Origin of the sequence: Aquimarina rhabdastrellae, from assembly GCA_947387485.1 — a bacterium.
GTDB lineage: Bacteria > Bacteroidota > Bacteroidia > Flavobacteriales > Flavobacteriaceae > Aquimarina.
Map to the genome: position 1 here is coordinate 621421 of CANDNT010000001.1, position 18487 is coordinate 639907.

Below are 18487 nucleotides of genomic sequence, written 5' to 3' on the forward strand. Positions count from 1 at the left end.
TTCCTTCAATATGATCGATATTTATATATTTCAGCAAAAAATCAGTCATCCCTTTTGCACTATGCTATTTATGCTTTTATTTTAAAACAATGTAGGTTGCCCCTCATCATCTTCGTCTTTTTCCTCACCTTTCTCCTCTGCTCCATTTTCGCTAGTATTTGTTTTACTAAATTCTGAAAAAGCAATAGGTTCTCCTGTTACTCTTTCTTCTTCTACAACTTCAATTTCTTCTGTAGGAACAGGTTCTGGTTCTTCATAAGGTAACGAATCTAATAAATTGATCTGTCTAACTTTATCAGTCGTCAATTGATTTCCTAAAGCTTTTATTCCTTTAATCGAAATAAACTCTTCTAGGTTAATTTCACTATTTGGTTTCTGATCTTTACCTCTTATCTTAGTATAAACTACTTCTGCCATAGGTCTATAATCTGAAGACACTATTTCTAATTGTGACTTAGGATGATCTGTTATAAAATATTCTTCTTTATCTGGGTTTTCAATTAAAAATCGCTTTACATAGTAACGCTCTTTTTCTCCCTCCCAATAAATTACAGAAATAGGTTTTTTAGGATTCCATTTTTCTAAGACAATCATGTCATTATCAAAATGCAATGTCATTTCTGGTACTATGGTCTTAAGGTATCCTTTTTGAGTAATGATCAATAAACGATCTTCTCCTCTAAATTCTCCTAGAAGCTCTCCTCTACCATCTACATTTAATCGTCTTACAGTATCATCAAACCAAATCTTTCTTGGTTTTAAAGTAGAAACTCCTTGTTCTTTAAGTTCTACTTTTTTCACCACATATTTGGTTACCACATTACCTTTTACTCCTCTTCCTTTGATCAAGAGATTAGCAAAATCAAGATCAAACTTTAATTTCTTAATACTACCTGCTTGACGTAAATACACCGTAACTAGCTCTGCTTCTCCATTAGGATTAGCTGAGAAATACAACAATTTTGACCCTTTTTTACCTTGAGTAAGATCGTATTCTTTATCTCTAGTTATACTGGTTACTGCAAAACGTTTAACATAAGCTCCTCCACCTCTACCATCTTGATAAATGGCATTATAGATCGTACGTTTATCTTTTTTCTTAAAGACCGCTACGTGAATAATATCTTTTCCTATAAAAGTTTTGGAATCTACTCTAGTTACCATCATCTTACCACTAGCGGTAAAACAAATGATATCATCTATATCTGCACAATCTGTTACATATTCATCTTTACGTAACGAAGTTCCTATAAATCCTTCTGCTCGATTTACATATAATTTCGTATTACGAATCACCACTTTGGTGGCTTCTATATCGTCAAAGATTCTAATTTCTGTTTTTCGATCTTTATCTTTACCGTAAGTAGTTTTTAAATGTTTGAAGTAATCAATTGCATATGTTATCAAATGCTCTAAATGATGTTTTACTTCTGCAATTTGATCTTCTAAAGCTTCTATTTTTTGTTGTGCTTTATCAATATCAAACTTAGAAATACGCTTGATTCGTATCTCTGTTAATCGTGTTATATCTTCTTCGGTTATAGCACGTTTTAAATGTGTAATATGTGGTTGTAATCCTTTATCAATTGCTTTAATAACCCCATCCCATGTTTCTTCTTCTTCAATATCACGATAAATACGATTTTCTATAAAGATACGCTCTAAAGAAGCAAAATGCCATTGTTCTTGTAATTCATTTAATTGAATCTCAAGCTCTCTTTTCAGTAAATTAACCGTATTATCTGTTGATCTTCTTAAAATTTCTGATACTCCTATAAAATTAGGTCTATTATCTTCGATCACACAGCCTAATGGCGAAATGGATACTTCGCAATTGGTAAATGCATATAAAGCATCTATGGTTTTATCTGGTGAGATATTATTAGGGAGATGAATCAATATTTCAACCTCTGCAGCTGTATTGTCTTCTATCTTCTTAATTTTAATCTTTCCTTTTTCGTTTGCTTTTAATATCGAGTCAATTAAGGAAGTTGTCGTCGTACTAAAAGGTATTTCACTTATACGTAATGTATGTTTATCAGATTGTTCTATCCTAGCTCTTACACGGGCTTTACCTCCTCTTAATCCATCATTATAGTTGGTAAAGTCTGCAATACCCGAAGTAGGAAAATCTGGTAAAATCGTAAATCGCTTTCCTTGTAAATGCTTTATGGAAGCATCTATAAGTTCGTTAAAGTTATGTGGTAAAATTTTAGTACTCAATCCTACTGCAATACCTTCGGCTCCTTGTGCTAATAGTAATGGGAATTTTACTGGAAGGTTTATAGGTTCGTTTTTACGACCATCATAAGATAATTGCCACTCTGTTACTTTGGGATTATAAACTACTTCAAGAGCAAATTTGGATAAACGTGCTTCTATATAACGTGAAGCTGCTGCTCTATCTCCTGTAAGGATATTACCCCAGTTACCTTGCATATCGATCAATAAGTCTTTTTGACCGATTTGCACCATAGCATCAGAGATACTCGCATCACCATGAGGATGATATTGCATGGTGTGTCCTACAATATTTGCTACCTTATTATAACGTCCATCATCAAGATCTTTCATCGAGTGTAATATACGACGTTGTACAGGCTTAAAACCATCTTCAATGGCAGGAACAGCACGTTCAAGAATTACATAAGAAGCATAATCTAGAAACCAGTCTTTATACATACCGGTAACTTTGGTAATTACTTCTTGAGGTTCATTGAAGGCTTCGTTATTTAATTCTTCGTTTTCGTTTTCCAATTCCATATACCTTGAGGGCTGACTTTATGTAGGTTATTATGCTTTTATATCTTCTTCTGTATCTAACTCAACTTTGAGGTTATCAATGATAAATCGTTGTCGATCTGGAGTGTTTTTTCCCATATAGAAAGAAAGTAGTTCTTCTATAGTTTTTTCTTTATCTAGCATCACAGGGTCTAATCGTATATCATCTCCAATAAAATGAACAAATTCATCTGGTGATATTTCTCCAAGTCCCTTAAATCGTGTGATCTCTGGTTTACCTCTTTTGGAGAGTTTTGCTATAGCATCTTTTCGTTCTTGCTCTGAATAACAATAGATGGTTTCTTTCTTATTTCTAACTCTAAAAAGCGGTGTTTGCAGTATATACAAATGTCCTTCTTTAATCAATTCTGGAAAAAACTGAAGAAAGAACGTAATCAATAATAAACGTATGTGCATTCCATCAACATCGGCATCGGTTGCAATTACAATATTGTTGTATCGCAAATCCTCCATAGATTCTTCTATATTTAATGCCGCTTGTAAAAGATTGAATTCTTCATTTTCGTATACAATCTTTTTGGTCATATTATAACAGTTTAAGGGCTTACCTCTTAAACTGAATACTGCTTGTGTATTTACATTTCTAGATTTTGTAATCGATCCACTTGCCGAGTCTCCCTCGGTGATAAATAAAGTACTTTCTAGATAATTTTCTTTTTTAGTATCTGTAAGGTGGATTCTACAATCTCTTAATTTTTTATTATGCAGACTCGCTTTTTTAGCACGATCTTTTGCTAGTTTTCTTATTCCAGAAAGTTCTTTACGTTCTCTTTCTGCTTGAAGAATTTTACGTTGTAGTTTTTCGGCAGTTTCTTGATTACGATGTAAAAAGTTATCTAACTTATTTTTTACAAAATCATTGATATATGTACGTACTGTAGGTAATTCTCCTCCCATTTCTGTCGACCCCAATTTGGTTTTGGTCTGACTTTCAAAAACGGGTTCCATTACTTTAATACTTATTGCAGAAACTATAGATTTACGTATATCACTAGCTTCGTAGTTTTTATTAAAAAACTCTCTTAGTGTTTTTACTACAGCCTCTCTATATGCTGCCTGATGTGTTCCTCCTTGTGTAGTATGTTGTCCGTTAACAAATGAGTGATATTCTTCGCTATACTGAGTCCTACTATGTGTTAACGCTATCTCAATATCATCGCCTCTAAGGTGAATAATATCATATAAACGATCATCTTCTTTGATACTATCTGATAAGAGATCTTTTAATCCATCTTTGGACACAAATTTTTCTCCATTAAAAACTATGGTTAATCCTGGATTAAGATATACATAGTTTTTAAGCATTTTCTCTACATACTCATTTCGATATTTATAGTTTTTAAATATCGTTTCGTCTGGAATGAAAGATACTTTTGTTCCCTTACGTCGCGATGTTTCTTCTAGCAATTCTTGATTGGTAAGATTACCTATTTCAAACTCTGCCGAAGCAGATTTACCATCACGAGTAGATTCTACTCTAAAATAGGTTGATAAAGCATTTACTGCCTTTGTACCAACTCCATTTAACCCAACCGATTTCTTAAATGCCCTAGAGTCGTATTTACCCCCTGTATTCATTTTGGAAACCACATCAACCACTTTTCCTAAAGGAATTCCACGACCATAATCTCTAACGATCACTTTATTGCCTTGTATAGAAATATCGATAGTTTTACCGGTTCCCATTACAAACTCATCGATAGAGTTATCGATAACTTCTTTTAAGAGAATATATATACCATCATCTGCAGATGATCCATCTCCTAATTTACCAATATACATCCCCGGTCGCATACGGATATGCTCTTTCCAGTCGAGTGAACGTATATTGTCTTCGGTATATTGTGTAGTTTGATCCATAAAATATCAGGTAGAATGCTTGCTAATATAAGGTTTAGCTTCCTAATTTAAAACCCCTTAGGTTATAATTTAATTAACAACGCTTATTTCCCTTTTCTTAATCACTATAAAACAACAATTTAACTTACAATTATTTCTTTTTTTAATTAAAAAGCCGATATAAAACACTATTTTCCTGATCTATTACTCAATTACAAAAAAGAGTCAATAATTTTGTATGACAAAACTACTGACTCTCACATAAACCTATTTTCTATTACCTATAGAAAATTTCCAAAACGTTCTATTGCTCTTATAAGCATTCTTGATCTTCTGTAATTCATGTCTAGCATATAATCATGTACTCTGTTTAATAATAACTGTATAAGTTCATTATGAGGATATTTCTTTCTCAATTTATATAAGCTTTCTGGTAATCTTCTAAGACTTCGCGAAGTTTCAACACCGGTATACTTACTTAATTTATTAATATATCTATATCCAAATTCTTTTGTAGGTTCTATCATTGTACCTTCTCCAAAGTCATTCCAAGTAATCACTTGAACAAAATCAACACATGGTCTATCATCCATAAATGATAAGGTTTCTGTAAAAGCATTTTCATGTTCAATTTCCCAATTTAAATTATCTACCTGATCGCCCCAGCCACCTTCATCATAAAATGCATTAAATCCAGGATACACAGCTCCAACAGCAATATCTAATTCGACAAATTTTATCGATGCACAATTTGCAACTACATAATCATAATATGCTTGTTGTGTGTTTAAATGTCCTTTATCGACCCAAGAATACTCTCCAGCATTTAATCCTCCTACTCTTTCTGTTGCGCCCCATAATGTTAATATAGCTGGCGAAGTATCAAAAGTGGTTAAAATATCACTCCAAGATTCTGGAGAAGTTACATTTTCTGGACCAAAAATCGATAATACATTCTTACCGTTTATCTTTTGATAATTAGGACTTATAAAGTAATTGTTTTCTACATATTCAAAATCATCTTTAATAATTTGAATGGCTTCTGCCGAAGCTTTTTGCTCTGTACTAAATTGTACTACTCTATCTTCATACATAATAGAGAATTCTAAATCAGTTTCTTCAATTTTTGAAATAAACGATTCTGTACTATTTTTAATAGCTGCATAATCATTTATATCTCTACTTCCGTACCAATCAAAAATAACTCCATCTACTCCTGCCATTTTCATCAACAACAAATGATATTCTTGTAATTGAGGATCATTTGAAGAATATGGTCCTACTTTGGGATAATAATATGATGCGATTTGTCTTTTCCCATTTTCTATAATATCAGGATTTTGATTGGCCATTGTCCAATGCATTCCCCATTCTCCATCATAATCCTTACTCTGAAACCATGGCATATAATGCACGTAAACTTTTTTGGCATTAGTTTTAGGTACTCTTTTAGCATTTGGCTTTTTATACGTCTTAGTGTAAAGATTATCAATTTCTATCTCTAGAATAGAGTCCAACTCTTGATCTGAGTAACGTTCTTCTTGTTGTTCTTCAACATTTAATTCGTTTTTTGTCAACTGCACCTCGTTTACCTCTTCTTTTGTACAACTATAGCATACAATAAGAAGAAATAGTACTACGATTTGCAGGTTGAGCACATTGTTTTTCATTTTACTGATTTTGTTACGTTTATACAGTAAAGCTATTGAAAAAGATTAGCTCTTAACAATCAGTAAAAATCGGTTTTACAGGTAGAATTCTATTTTTACGGTGTTTTTACTGTTTTTCCGCAAAAACTTTGTTGTTGTTAATTCAAAAAAGTACACTTATTTATTCTAAATTAAGCTTCAACCATATCCTCAAGGGGAATTTCCCCCTACAGCATACCGTCTTTCCCCTATTTTTATTCAGGGTATTCTATCCTAAGGTGGTATATATTGGTAAGTTTCCGTTTAAAAACCTTCTTGATTTGTTGTATTTCTTTAAAAGTGATATCTGCATTTAAAAATTGACCATCTTCCATTTGTTTATTGATAATCTTCTCAACGAAACTATCAATTAAACTACTAGTAGGGTTTTTTAAACTTTTTGAAGCTGCTTCTACACTATCACTCATCATCAATATCGCTGTTTCTTTTGAAAAAGGTTTAGGTCCAGGATATCTAAAGTCTTCTATATCTACATGTGCATTAGTTTCTTTTTCTTTGCTATAAAAATAATATACCGTACTGGTTCCATGATGTGTACGGATAAAATCTATAACACGATCTGGTAGTTTGTATTTTTTTGCTATTTCTATACCTTTAATCACATGCCCTATAATGATTTGTGCGCTTTCTCTAGGAGATAACACATCGTGTGGATTTACAGATACTGCCTGATTTTCTGTATAATACGTAGGATTAGACATTTTACCAATATCATGGTATAATGCTCCTACACGCACGAGCATTGCATTTGCTCCAATTTCATTTGCAGCGGCTTCGGCTATATTTGCTACGTTTAAAGAGTGGTGAAATGTTCCTGGTGCACGTTCTGATAATTCTTTTAATAGTCTAGAATTGGTATCACTTAACTCTAATAAAGATACATCTGATACTAATCCAAAAACTTTTTCGTAGGCATAAATTAATGGATGTACCATTAGGGTAGCTAATCCTCCTAAAACAAATAATCCTATTGTAAATACCTCTATGTTTTCTATATTACCTTCGTGTATGATGTGAAATGCAACATAAGATGTGATATAAATTAAGGTAATTTGTCCAACCGATATAAATAAGTTTGCCCTTTTATAAGATTCTGATATCGTTAAAATTGTTACTATCCCTGCAATAATTTGCAAGAACATATATTCATAACTATTAGGTACTACAAATCCTAAAATTAATACAGTAATCACATGGGTAAATAATCCCAATCGTGAATCAAAAAAAGCTTTTAATATTAATGGTAAAATACATAGCGGAATGATATATACGTAATCTATATGATATTTGACAACCAAAGTCGTAATCAATATCATCATCAAAAGGTTAAAAATGATGAATGTAACCTTAGTATTATTTTCAAAAATATCTGTTCTGTATTTACGAATAAATAATAATAACATCAATAGTGCTAATGACACTAATAGACTGTATCCAAAAACAATCCAATAATAGTTTTTTTCACTCCATACCTGTGATTCGTATTCTGCTTTAAGCGAAGTCAATATCTGGAGTTTTTCTCCTTCAACTACTTCTCCTTTGGCTATAATTCTCCTATCTTTTTTTATACTTCCTCTAGTGATTAAAAGCTTACTTAACTCTGCTTCTAATTCACTCTCTGTAAGCTTTTTATTTAAGGATACATTAGGTCTAACTATATCATAAAACAATGCAATAAATTCATTTTTAACGCTATTAAATTCACTTTCTGCAATACGCTGATCTATAAGTCTTGTTAATGTTTTTGTAGTATAAAGTTGTTTGTATTTGATTTTTTTTGCTTGATTCTTTTTACTTAAAAAAAGTTCTCTTTCTGGTTGGTATGAATACGACTCTGTCAATACCCCATATTGATAAATCTCATTAAGTATTCTTTGTGCAAATCGCTTTGCATCTACTTCAACTTCGGTTTCTTTAAGTATTGCTAAGTTTTTATCAAATGCTGTATTTAATTCTTGTTTTGCATGATTTGCAACTGCAATATCAAATTCGAAATACGGTAAGGTATTATTGATTATTTGTTCTTCTTCCTGAGCTATTTCTTCAGGAGTTTTGGCTATAGCAAAATCAAAAGGGGCATATAAATTCTCATATTGCCAAGGTTTCCCTTTTACAATTTCATATTTAAAAATCCCTCCTTTCGGAAAAAGATATACAATAAGTATAATTGTAGTTATAAAGAGGAATACCTTGTAAATCAAGGACTGATTTTTGTAAAATCGATTTATATAATCTTTCATTCAGTTTAAAATATCACCACTTCAAAAGTAGTAAAAAATTAAACAGTAATACACTTATAAGAACTTAGGGGCTCAAGTAGTGTTTTTCCTGTAAAAATTCCTTAAATTCGCAAAAAAACATTACTAAAGTTCAATAAAACCATATATATGAGTAAAGAAGTTGTTATCGTATCAGCCGCACGTACTCCCATAGGAAGCTTTATGGGAAGTCTTTCTACAGTACCTGCAACACAGTTGGGGGCTACCGCTATAAAAGGAGCCTTAGAAAAAATTAATCTTGACCCTGCATTGGTTCAAGAAGTTTTTATGGGAAATGTGGTTCAAGCTGGTAACGGTCAAGCTCCTGCTCGTCAAGCTGCTTTGGGTGCTGGTATAGGAATTAATGTTCCTTGTACTACTGTAAACAAAGTATGTGCTAGTGGTATGAAAGCTGTAATGCATGCTGCTCAAACAATTGCATTAGGTGATGCTGATATTGTTGTTGCGGGTGGTATGGAAAACATGAGTATGATTCCACATTATGTACGTTTGAGAAACGGACACAAATTTGGTTCTCAAACACTTGAAGATGGAATGCAACGTGATGGCCTGGTTGATGCTTATGACCAAAACGCTATGGGTGTTTGTGCTGATATGTGTGCTACAGAGCACGAATTTAGCCGTGAAGATCAGGATGCTTATGCAATCCAATCTTATGAGCGTTCTGCAAAAGCATGGAGCGAAGGTAAATTTGCCGACGAAGTTGTTCCTGTTGCTGTTCCTCAACGCCGTGGAGAGCCTGTTATGGTTACAGAAGATGAAGAATATAAAAACGTAAAAATGGAAAAAATTCCTGCTTTACGTCCTGCATTTACAAAAGAAGGTACTGTTACTGCTGCCAATGCTTCTACTATTAATGATGGTGCTGGTGCTGTTGTAGTAATGAGTGCTGATAAAGCAAAAGAATTAGGGTTAACTCCTCTTGTAAAAATTACTGGTTATGCTGATGCTGCTCAAGAGCCTAAGTGGTTTACTACTGCTCCTGCAAAAGCTTTACCTAAGGCTTTAGACAAGGCTGGTGTTGCTCTTGATCAAGTAGATTTCTTTGAATTTAACGAAGCTTTCTCAGTTGTAGGGTTAGCTAATATGAAAATTTTGGGTCTTAATGATACTAATACTAATGTTAATGGTGGTGCTGTTTCTTTAGGTCATCCTCTTGGATGTTCTGGAGTGCGTATCTTGATTACATTAATGAGTGTATTGGCTCAAAATGATGCAAAAGTAGGAGCTGCTGCTATTTGTAATGGTGGTGGTGGAGCTTCGGCTATGGTAATCGAACGTCAATAGACTGATTATCACAACGAATTTAAAGATCTATAATTTAAACAGAATATGCAATACGGCATCTGTAATTTAAGTATTGTTGCTTTGAGATTAGAACCTAAAGATACTAGTGAAATGGTTTCTCAGGTTTTATATGGTGAGCATTTTAAAGTGTTAGAACAACGCAAAAAATGGAGTCGCATACGTCTTGCCTTTGATAAATATGAGGGTTGGATCGATAATAAACAATACTTAGAAGTTACTGAAGAAGATTATAAAAATTTTGATAAGATGTCGCCTCAATTAGTAGGCGACCTTATCGATTTTGTGAGTACTCAAGACAATCAATTGATTCCTATTCCTCTTGGTGCCTCGTTGGCTCCTTTAACATACTTAAATCATCAGTATGAGGGAACGATCATTACTGGTGTTCAACCTAAAGAACAATTGATCGAAACTGCATTTTTATTTTTAAATGCACCTTATTTATGGGGAGGTAAAACACATTTTGGTCTTGATTGTAGTGGTTTTACTCAAATGGTTTACCGCTTAAATGGTCATAAAATTAAACGTGATGCTTCTCAACAAGCAACACAAGGTGAGGCTTTAAGTTTTATTGAAGAAAGTGAACCTGGTGATTTAGCCTTTTTTGATGATGATGAAGGTAATATCATTCATGTTGGGATCATTATGCAAGATCATTATATCATTCATGCGCATGGTAAAGTGCGTGTTGATCGTATTGATCATACAGGTATCTTTAATGCCGAAAAACGTACTCACACTCACAAACTAAGAGTTATCAAAAGAATTGTGTAGTAATCTATTTACTACCTTTTCTTTTTTTAGGTTTAGGTATATTTCCTATTAAATCGCTATTTTCTTTTATCATAGTAGCTATTTTTCTCGCTTCTATTTCAAATGTATCACTGTCTTCTGGTAGTATTAACCAACTCTTTATTCCATACATTTGTATAGTTCTTAAACTAGGTAATACCTCTTTTAACTTTTCATGTCTATCTTTTGTAGTAGCCAGCCATATTCCATTATCTTCTATATGCTTATCATTGCATTTTAAAACAAACATTATCTTATCTCCTATATAATAAGCATCTACACCAAACATCTTTTTATCTATTAATGTGATAGGATATAATTCTTCTAGAAAAAATGGATACGTCATTTCTTATGGTTATAATCTACTTTAATCAAAATATTCGTTATCGTTTGTATGCTTATTATTCACTATCAAAAAGCGGGTACTATGTCTGCATGCATATAATATGTTGCTAAAGCTTCAGTCATTCCTGTTAAGGTTCTTAACTCTTGTATATCTTCTTTAGTATTTAAAAGTACAAAAGATTCCTGACCATCCTCATCTATATGAAAGTTATTCCAATACAACTCTAATAACGTTCCTGTATCTTCTCTATAAGTACAGTCAAATAACTCTCTTTTTGTATTAATTGCTCTATCCCAATAATACTTTTTTGTTTGACTATAATCATATCTTCCATCGGCTTCTTTATAACCATGACCGATAATATCATTATTAGGAGCTATTAAAGCTAGATCTATTCCTGTTAAATTGCCTTCTATTCTATAATGGTATTTTCGTTCTAATTTATAGTCCAAAAACAATTCATATTCTACAATATTAATCCATTGTTCTTTATTTAATTGATATGATTTAATAATATCCTGATGTTCTTCATTTTCTTGATTATAATGGTTTATCCCCATTAAATCTCCTCTATAATAGATTTCTTCTTTATGTTCTTTTTCTTGTATATAAAATACTTTTAGGTATTCTTCACAGTTTTTTAATTGCTGTATAGTTAAATCATTCCCAATTACATCTTTATATTTAATATCGTATATCATCTACATAAATTTGGTAGTATATGTTTTAAAAATACTCATTATGCTCTAATTCTATTTCATTTTATAAATAAATCAATCTTTCTATTTAATTTGTATGATTCGTTCTTCTATACTAATTACATCTTGAGATTTGATTTCTTTAGTTTCTATACTATAGGTTGTCCATCCTGTATTACCATGAACTCTACTAGCCGTCCATACTTCTGTTGTAAGTTTAGGTAATTTTTCTCTATCGGGTTTATTTTCTCCAAAAACACCCAATCGTTCTAGATAGTCATAGGTTACTTTTGTAAGTTGATCAGAATCTACTTCTTGATACATTCTAAGCACTACGTTATCCTCTTCTGCATTGATCTCGTCTAAACTAAAAGTCACTTCTGCATCAAAAGGTTTTCCTCCTAAATTATTAGCAAATTCGATCTGTCCTTTTAGTTCTTCTTTTAAAGTATAATGTACACCATGAAATGTATAAAACTGTATAGCATCTTTAATAGCATTGGCTTCAATAGCTTCTTTACTATCATATGTAACCATCATTTTATTAAGTACTTGTTCTAATCCCGATACTTCTTTTAGCTTTTCTCTTAGTGGTTCTATCGTTTTCTTTATGTAATCCCTAACTTCTTCCCAATTAATTACTTCTTCTACTGCACCATATTCATCTGTTTTTATTAAAACCGAGATATTTTCTGACATCTTAGCTATTTCTCTTTCAAATTCATTTGTGGTATCAATCTTATAGTTTTTATATAACCATTCTATAGTATAACTATTTGCTGTAGAATCTTTAATCGTGATATCTACTTCGTATTTTATCATCGACCTAGCAGTCGTATCTTTCTCTTTTATTTTATACTTTTCGTAACTTATATCAAATGTCTGCTTATCTCCTACGCTCCAGTACCCAATAACTTGTGCCGTTGAATCCTTGACGTTGATCTGACAAAAAGCATCAAAAAATGATCCTATTAGGATTAAACTCATTATAACTTTCTTCATGTTTTCTTAATATTCCTTACTCTTTATTTCAAACTTAAAATCTACATTTTCTACCTTAAATAAAGTTTCGTTATCAACCTTATTAAAGATAAATTCCAGTGTAGGCTCCCACCCACTATCTTGTAATGTTTCTCCTCCTAAAATTGTTACAGTATATCTTCCATTTTCCATAGTCATTTTAGGTCTAATACCATTTGATAGTAGCGTTTTTATACCTTCTTCTGTTGTCCATTGCTTTAAATAAGGAACTGTAAGTAGGTAAATTTCGCCACTTAAAACCTCTAAAACATAACCTGTTTTCTTAAATTGTAAGTCATGTTTTTGCTCTTTAAATATCGACTGATTCTCTTTTGTTTGAAAAAATATATGGTATGGATAATTTACAACACCTGATAACGGGATTAAAACACCTTTTTCTACTGCCAAATCACCACTGGCGTTGCTTGTAAATTCGCTTATTAAATCATCTGATAATTCTTGCTCCAATTTGAATTTGGACAAATTTACAGGATCACATAAGAAGAAGTAATCCCATAAATCGTTTAAGCATGCTGTATATTTCAATTGTTATTTTGATATGGTTAATGCTATAGTTCTTTGATTGTTTTGTATGTTATTCTTTAACCCTTTGACGGTATTCTGCTTTTTATAAACTTAAATTGTCCGTTATGATTTGATTCATGTTCACATACATGAAACCATTTACAATAGTTATTTGTTGGTCCCCAAGGCCATTTTTCATCTACTGTCATTAACCATTCATCATCTCGTTTTGCAAACTCTTCTAGGGTATGCGCTCTTACTGTATCTAGCTTTTCTAAATAAAATTCTAAAGTATTTCCTTTGATCTTTTTACGTGCTTTATCTCCTAATCCAGAAGCTACACTCCATTCTTTTTTATCTTTTGCACTCCAATTCCCCCATCTTTTTCCTTCAAATGTGTGTATTTGATAGAATCTTTCTGTTGCAGCCAAATGCCATAACATAGCACCAATAGTATTAGCTTTATCATCCACCAAAAAATCCAAGTCTTTAACACTCATTCCTTTTACTGGCATCAAAATTACACTTCGCATCCAATTCATCATAGATACTAAGGTTCCTATTTGAGGACTATATCCTTCTTTAGGTCCTATAATATTCATATCGTTTTGACTCATCAAGGGAGTCGCTGATATATCTTGTGTTCCCATTAGTAATCCTGTAGTACCTAATGTAGCTAACGAAGCTTTCTTGATAAACTTTCTTCGGTCAAATTGTTCTTTGTTGATGTTCATTATTGTTTTGATTTTTGTTAATACTAAAAAGAAATCTGTTGTTTTATATTCTTGATTATTTTCTTTTGTAAATCTCTTTTATTTTATTTGAGGCAGCCTCTAATAAGTCGATATCCATCCTATCACTCATTTTAATAAGGTAAATTAGTATATCTGCCATTTCTTTACCTATTGCCTCTTTATCTCTTTTGGGATCTTCTTGGTTTCTTAACCTTATGGTATCATCCCATTGAAAATGTTCTAGCAATTCTGCACTTTCAAGCATTATTGATTTAGCCAGATCTCCAGGTTGGGCATCAACCCATCCTTTATCTTTATCCATTTGAGAAATCTGTTCTTTTAATGCATTATACTTCATTAACTATTATATTTTACTTGTGTTACATTTTTTATTGTTTTAGAACAATATTTAGAGTACTTACTTTGCTTTAGCAATTTCAATATGCTTAGGTATTTTCGTTCTCTCTAAAAATCCTCTGATTTTCTTATCTGGTGTTCTACTTTCATAAGAATCTTTAATATATGGTCTAGCGCCATCTCCTGGAGAAAACTCTTCTTGTAGATATTCTTGTTCGTCTTTTGTCAATTCTCTAATAGTACCATCTTCATTGACATACACATATTTAAATTCTTTAATGGATTCCATATAGTATTATAGTTTTTTAATCTGCGTAGACTTCTCTCGTATAAAAAAGAATAAACTCTTCTATAATCTCATTCATACGTTCTTCGGTAATTCTTTTATTATTTTTTCTAAACATTTCGTATATAGGAAGTACATCATCAGACATTATAAAATATTCGTATTGCTCTTTTTTGAATAACTGAAGCTCATCATAGGTCATTATTCGTTTTTTAATCAAATTACCTTTATGAATTTCTAAAAACTCATAAAGGTTGTCATCGCTATCCTTCTCTTCTCCATTTAATTCGATGATACCAGAAAACCATTCGTATTTATTATTAGGGAATACCTCTTTGAGTACTGATTTTGTTTTGAATTTAGTATTCGTCAGCATTTCCATTTCTTTAATAAATAATTGTTTTTCTCTTATTTCGAATGTCGCTATATATCCTCTCCATAAAGCCGTATAACTCACTACTATTTTGGGTTTCTTTTCAGGAAATACTCTAAAATACTTTTCTAATATCTCTTCTTCTAGATAAAACTTTTTCCCTTCATAAAGTAGTGTATCCGAAATTTGACGTGTCATGGAGCTTATATTAATTCTCGTTTTTTTAGTATCTAAGCTTTATTGGCTCATCTATGTTAAAAAAACTTAGCAGGTCTATTTGGCTCTAAAATAACAAATTATTGATTATTTATACTTGTTGCTTTTTGAATTAACTATTACCCACAAAATAACCTTAGCTTTTATTAACCTTTATTGTATAAGTTGTAATTTACTCTTTACTTACCGTATTTTGTATTATCAATGTTTGAAATTCTTGGTTGTTTTGAAACGGAATTAGATGTCCTGCTTTTTCTAGTGGAATTAATTGTTTTTCTGGCGCTTCTAACTGATTATAATATTTTTCTGTTAAGGCATAGTTACATTGATAGTCTTGTTTTCCTATTATAAAAGATATAGGACAATCCAGTTTTTTAGCAGATACTAATAAATTGTCTTGACTTGCCTCTTTAAATAATGGTAACCATATTTTTGCCCATGATAATACCTGTTTCTTAAATGCTTTCTTTTTTGCAAAACGTTTTCCATCAAAATCAAATAACCATTTTCTTGCATAATACAATTGCTCGCTATTTTTAAATGGAATTTGTACTTGGGTTAATTCGTTTATTGCTTTTGTATTTCTATCTGAATTTGCTTTTTCTAAAAGCACTTTTAAAGTTAATCTTTCACTTTCTGTTTGATGAACCATAGGATTAACTGCTATAAAATTTGTGATAAGTTCTGGATGGTTTTTTGCCATAAAAAAACCTAATGTAGTTCCATAAGAATGTCCAACAAGTGTGAGTTTATCTTTTTTAAACTTTTTAAGAAGATATTGTACTAGTGCATACGTATCTTGTTGAAATAACTCTTGCGTAAGCAAAACTTTGTTTTTAGTTTTTATCTTAGTCGTTTGACCAGACTGCCTTTGATCCCATAACACTACCACAAACTCTGTTTGTAATTTACCAAACATACGATCCATTTGCTTTAATACAGAATCTCCTGGGCCCCCATTTAAATATAAGAGTATTGGTTTTTCTTCGTCATTACCTTTTATCCTGATATATTGTTTACTGTTATTGATAGTAACTAGCTCTGTGGTATCTATGGGTTGAATAAACGGTGTTGTAGCTCTTAAAGCATATGTTATATTAGCTAATAACACACACCATAAGAACAGCATTGGTAAATGATTTTTCATTTTATTGGCTATAAGAATTTGCCAAAGGGAATCAATAATTATTCCAATTTAAAATATTACTCTTGTTGTAGCCAATTAAATTTTCCATCTTTCCAATATACAAATCCACCTCCACAACTTTCTGAAGCATGAATATAAATTGCATCATAACTTAGCTTAACTTTTTTGCTTTCTGGAACATCCTTAAATACTATAAAATCATCTTCATAATTAGACCATAACACCTCTCCGCTTTCTACTTTTTTAAATATTCCTACCCAATTATAATCTGTAATATCAAATGGATCGTTCTCTTTTCCTAAAAAGTGTAATTCTCTTTTTTGTTGACTATAATTGATAATAACAATTTTGGTAGTACTGTCTTTATCGTTAAGTAGTATTGCTATGTCGTTTATTTTATCATTAAAAAAATCACCTGTTATATAATAAGGTGATTTTTCATGAGCTATACTATATTGTTGTAAATCTGGGTGATTAACAATTTTGTTTACAATGGTTTTTAATCCATTTGACTTGTTTTGCAAATATCCATTAAAAACATATCCTAATTTGGCATTAGAAATAAAAACTGGATCGTTTTTAAAAGTAATTTTAACCCAAGCTCCCTTAATTATTTTACCATTATCTAATACTGTTTGCGTCTTTTTCGTATTTTCTACAATTGATACTTCTGCTCCAAAATATAATTTACCTATTTTTTCTCCATCTACATTAGGTTGATTTCTTAGTATAAGTCCATTTTCGGCTGTTACAATAAATGTTTCTTGGCTATAACCATAACTAAAAACTATAAGTAATAGTAATAATAAAAGAATATTCGTTTTTTTCATATTGATGAGAATACAGCTCGATTATATAGGTTAAGCTAGTCTATATTATTTTAACAAATCTATTGATTTTACTAATTTATTAGAGTGTCCTTATATTTTCTGATAATATAGTCATCAACTAAATTATTATAACATATCATTTTCCATTGAATTATACACCCCATTCCAAAGCTTTCTATATTATACTTCTTTAATGATTTCTCTAATTCTTCATCATAACCAATTCCAAACTGAAAAAATTTAATTTCATCATTTTTTAAATCAATCAAAAAACGGTTTTCCATTTCTTCACAAGTTTCCAGGTCACGATATATTGATAGTTTCTTTTGTATTCGTTTAAATTCATATATTTGAAAGGTAACAGATAGATTTAGAATAAAACTAATTCCAAATCCTACAAGCATTATTTTAGTTATTACTTTTTTCCATCTCTTTAAAGGGTAATAACATACTATACATAAAACACCTAATCCAAAAAATAATTTAGCATATCTTATTTCTGAAAAAACATATCTCTTAGAGAAAATCTCTTGATTATTAAAAATTAGTAATCCTATTGAAACAATTGCTAATAACAGTGATGTATAGCTTATAAGTCTTTTCAATTGATATTAAATGTTTTGATCATAAAATTAATTAATCATTTGAACTGACAATATTCTTTTAACAAGAAATGATTAATTTTTAAACAAAAAAATATCCAACAATTGCAATGTAACTATTGGATATTCTTTTAAGTAATATATATATCGTATTATTCAGACCAATATACTAGGTTTACTTCTACAAAACCGTCTTCGTTTTCGGCAGCGCTGTTCACCTCAACGATTGTACTTGATGCTCCATCAAAATAACCATCCATTACACCAAATAAATACGTACCTTCTGGTAAATCTTCGATGATATCCACATACTCTCTGTATGGATTGTCTGGATAGTAATATCTTCCTGTGTCAAGGTTTTGAGCATAGAATTGGCTTAAATCGTGAGAACCTACAGGGTTTCCATAATCGTCAACGATATTGATTTGAGCTTCGTAACGTGCACTACTCTTTTGAGTTGTTTTTGTTAATTGTGCTGCTGTCTCGTTTACTACTAAATCATTTTCTGACTGACATGAAGCTAACATAGCGATTGCTGCTCCAAAAACTATCAATTTTTTACGTAACATGAATTAAGTTTTAATTTATGCTTAAAATTAATTAATACTTGTCAAAAATATGTTT

At 31.3% G+C, this 18487-nt stretch carries 18 protein-coding genes; 2 read left to right on the forward strand and 16 right to left on the reverse strand.

Annotated features, from left to right (window positions below):
* Positions 1–81 precede the first annotated feature (81 nt).
* The 4 genes from ACYEKI_RS02800 to ACYEKI_RS02815 form a co-directional block, all read right to left on the reverse strand.
* Positions 82–2763 carry a DNA gyrase/topoisomerase IV subunit A gene (locus ACYEKI_RS02800; RefSeq protein WP_459209636.1) on the reverse strand — a complete coding sequence of 894 codons (2682 nt, stop codon included), beginning with the start codon at positions 2761–2763 and terminating at the stop codon, positions 82–84.
* Between the two features lie 30 nt (positions 2764–2793).
* Positions 2794–4662 carry a DNA topoisomerase IV subunit B gene (locus ACYEKI_RS02805; RefSeq protein ID WP_459209637.1) on the reverse strand — a complete coding sequence of 623 codons (1869 nt, stop codon included), beginning with the start codon at positions 4660–4662 and terminating at the stop codon, positions 2794–2796.
* Between the two features lie 260 nt (positions 4663–4922).
* The gene (locus ACYEKI_RS02810) at positions 4923–6311 is read right to left on the reverse strand and encodes a glycoside hydrolase family 71/99-like protein (protein ID WP_459209638.1); all 1389 of its coding nucleotides are present in this window, start codon (positions 6309–6311) and stop codon (positions 4923–4925) included.
* Between the two features lie 233 nt (positions 6312–6544).
* Entirely contained in the window at positions 6545–8590 is a 2046-nt protein-coding gene (locus ACYEKI_RS02815; RefSeq protein WP_459209639.1) for an HD family phosphohydrolase, read from the reverse strand.
* A gap of 147 nt (positions 8591–8737) precedes the next feature.
* Between ACYEKI_RS02815 and ACYEKI_RS02820 the strand changes: the two genes are divergently transcribed.
* Complete coding sequence (locus ACYEKI_RS02820; protein ID WP_459209640.1) at positions 8738–9916, forward strand: acetyl-CoA C-acyltransferase; 1179 nt, start codon at positions 8738–8740, stop codon at positions 9914–9916.
* Between the two features lie 45 nt (positions 9917–9961).
* Positions 9962–10711 carry a C40 family peptidase gene (locus ACYEKI_RS02825; RefSeq protein WP_459209641.1) on the forward strand — a complete coding sequence of 250 codons (750 nt, stop codon included), beginning with the start codon at positions 9962–9964 and terminating at the stop codon, positions 10709–10711.
* Positions 10712–10715: 4 nt separating this feature from the next.
* On the opposite strand, the gene ACYEKI_RS02830 is transcribed toward ACYEKI_RS02825, so the two are convergent.
* From ACYEKI_RS02830 to ACYEKI_RS02885, 12 genes are all read right to left on the reverse strand, one after another.
* Positions 10716–11075 (reverse strand): hypothetical protein, encoded by a 360-nt coding sequence (locus ACYEKI_RS02830; RefSeq protein ID WP_459209642.1) that lies wholly within the window; start codon positions 11073–11075, stop codon positions 10716–10718.
* Positions 11076–11140: 65 nt separating this feature from the next.
* On the reverse strand, positions 11141–11776 hold the full coding sequence (locus ACYEKI_RS02835; RefSeq protein ID WP_459209643.1) for a hypothetical protein: 636 nt from the start codon (positions 11774–11776) through the stop codon (positions 11141–11143).
* Between the two features lie 81 nt (positions 11777–11857).
* On the reverse strand, positions 11858–12775 hold the full coding sequence (locus tag ACYEKI_RS02840) for a hypothetical protein (protein WP_459209644.1): 918 nt from the start codon (positions 12773–12775) through the stop codon (positions 11858–11860).
* Between the two features lie 6 nt (positions 12776–12781).
* A complete protein-coding gene (locus ACYEKI_RS02845; RefSeq protein ID WP_459209645.1) occupies positions 12782–13339 on the reverse strand; it encodes a hypothetical protein in 558 nt (185 codons plus the stop codon).
* Positions 13340–13395: 56 nt separating this feature from the next.
* Positions 13396–14052, reverse strand: a complete 657-nt coding sequence (locus ACYEKI_RS02850; RefSeq protein ID WP_459209646.1) for a DinB family protein — start codon at positions 14050–14052, stop codon at positions 13396–13398.
* Positions 14053–14107: 55 nt separating this feature from the next.
* Complete coding sequence (locus tag ACYEKI_RS02855) at positions 14108–14410, reverse strand: MazG-like family protein (protein ID WP_459209647.1); 303 nt, start codon at positions 14408–14410, stop codon at positions 14108–14110.
* A gap of 60 nt (positions 14411–14470) precedes the next feature.
* Complete coding sequence (locus ACYEKI_RS02860) at positions 14471–14698, reverse strand: hypothetical protein (RefSeq protein ID WP_459209648.1); 228 nt, start codon at positions 14696–14698, stop codon at positions 14471–14473.
* Between the two features lie 16 nt (positions 14699–14714).
* Positions 14715–15266 (reverse strand): hypothetical protein, encoded by a 552-nt coding sequence (locus ACYEKI_RS02865; RefSeq protein ID WP_459209649.1) that lies wholly within the window; start codon positions 15264–15266, stop codon positions 14715–14717.
* Between the two features lie 190 nt (positions 15267–15456).
* Positions 15457–16431 (reverse strand): alpha/beta fold hydrolase, encoded by a 975-nt coding sequence (locus tag ACYEKI_RS02870; RefSeq protein WP_459209650.1) that lies wholly within the window; start codon positions 16429–16431, stop codon positions 15457–15459.
* 56 nt (positions 16432–16487) lie between these two features.
* Positions 16488–17261: an SH3 domain-containing protein gene (locus ACYEKI_RS02875; protein WP_459209651.1), complete on the reverse strand. Its 774-nt coding sequence runs from the start codon at positions 17259–17261 to the stop codon at positions 16488–16490.
* A 71-nt stretch (positions 17262–17332) separates the two neighbouring features.
* On the reverse strand, positions 17333–17866 hold the full coding sequence (locus ACYEKI_RS02880; protein ID WP_459209652.1) for an FEKKY domain-containing protein: 534 nt from the start codon (positions 17864–17866) through the stop codon (positions 17333–17335).
* 149 nt (positions 17867–18015) lie between these two features.
* Complete coding sequence (locus tag ACYEKI_RS02885) at positions 18016–18432, reverse strand: hypothetical protein (protein ID WP_459209653.1); 417 nt, start codon at positions 18430–18432, stop codon at positions 18016–18018.
* Positions 18433–18487 lie beyond the last annotated feature (55 nt).

What these genes read in the sequence shown, in the direction of transcription:
- ACYEKI_RS02820 (WP_459209640.1), top strand. Translation starts at nt 8,738, where the DNA reads ATGAGTAAAGAAGTTGTTATCGTATCAGCCGCACGTACTCCCATAGGA.
- ACYEKI_RS02865 (WP_459209649.1), bottom strand. Translation starts at nt 15,266, where the DNA reads ATGACACGTCAAATTTCGGATACACTACTTTATGAAGGGAAAAAGTTT.
- ACYEKI_RS02875 (WP_459209651.1), bottom strand. Translation starts at nt 17,261, where the DNA reads ATGAAAAAAACGAATATTCTTTTATTATTACTATTACTTATAGTTTTT.
- ACYEKI_RS02800 (WP_459209636.1), bottom strand. Translation starts at nt 2,763, where the DNA reads ATGGAATTGGAAAACGAAAACGAAGAATTAAATAACGAAGCCTTCAAT.
- ACYEKI_RS02885 (WP_459209653.1), bottom strand. Translation starts at nt 18,432, where the DNA reads ATGTTACGTAAAAAATTGATAGTTTTTGGAGCAGCAATCGCTATGTTA.
- ACYEKI_RS02810 (WP_459209638.1), bottom strand. Translation starts at nt 6,311, where the DNA reads ATGAAAAACAATGTGCTCAACCTGCAAATCGTAGTACTATTTCTTCTT.
- ACYEKI_RS02825 (WP_459209641.1), top strand. Translation starts at nt 9,962, where the DNA reads ATGCAATACGGCATCTGTAATTTAAGTATTGTTGCTTTGAGATTAGAA.
- ACYEKI_RS02835 (WP_459209643.1), bottom strand. Translation starts at nt 11,776, where the DNA reads ATGATATACGATATTAAATATAAAGATGTAATTGGGAATGATTTAACT.
- ACYEKI_RS02805 (WP_459209637.1), bottom strand. Translation starts at nt 4,662, where the DNA reads ATGGATCAAACTACACAATATACCGAAGACAATATACGTTCACTCGAC.
- ACYEKI_RS02870 (WP_459209650.1), bottom strand. Translation starts at nt 16,431, where the DNA reads ATGAAAAATCATTTACCAATGCTGTTCTTATGGTGTGTGTTATTAGCT.
- ACYEKI_RS02815 (WP_459209639.1), bottom strand. Translation starts at nt 8,590, where the DNA reads ATGAAAGATTATATAAATCGATTTTACAAAAATCAGTCCTTGATTTAC.
- ACYEKI_RS02855 (WP_459209647.1), bottom strand. Translation starts at nt 14,410, where the DNA reads ATGAAGTATAATGCATTAAAAGAACAGATTTCTCAAATGGATAAAGAT.
- ACYEKI_RS02850 (WP_459209646.1), bottom strand. Translation starts at nt 14,052, where the DNA reads ATGAACATCAACAAAGAACAATTTGACCGAAGAAAGTTTATCAAGAAA.
- ACYEKI_RS02840 (WP_459209644.1), bottom strand. Translation starts at nt 12,775, where the DNA reads ATGAAGAAAGTTATAATGAGTTTAATCCTAATAGGATCATTTTTTGAT.
- ACYEKI_RS02830 (WP_459209642.1), bottom strand. Translation starts at nt 11,075, where the DNA reads ATGACGTATCCATTTTTTCTAGAAGAATTATATCCTATCACATTAATA.
- ACYEKI_RS02860 (WP_459209648.1), bottom strand. Translation starts at nt 14,698, where the DNA reads ATGGAATCCATTAAAGAATTTAAATATGTGTATGTCAATGAAGATGGT.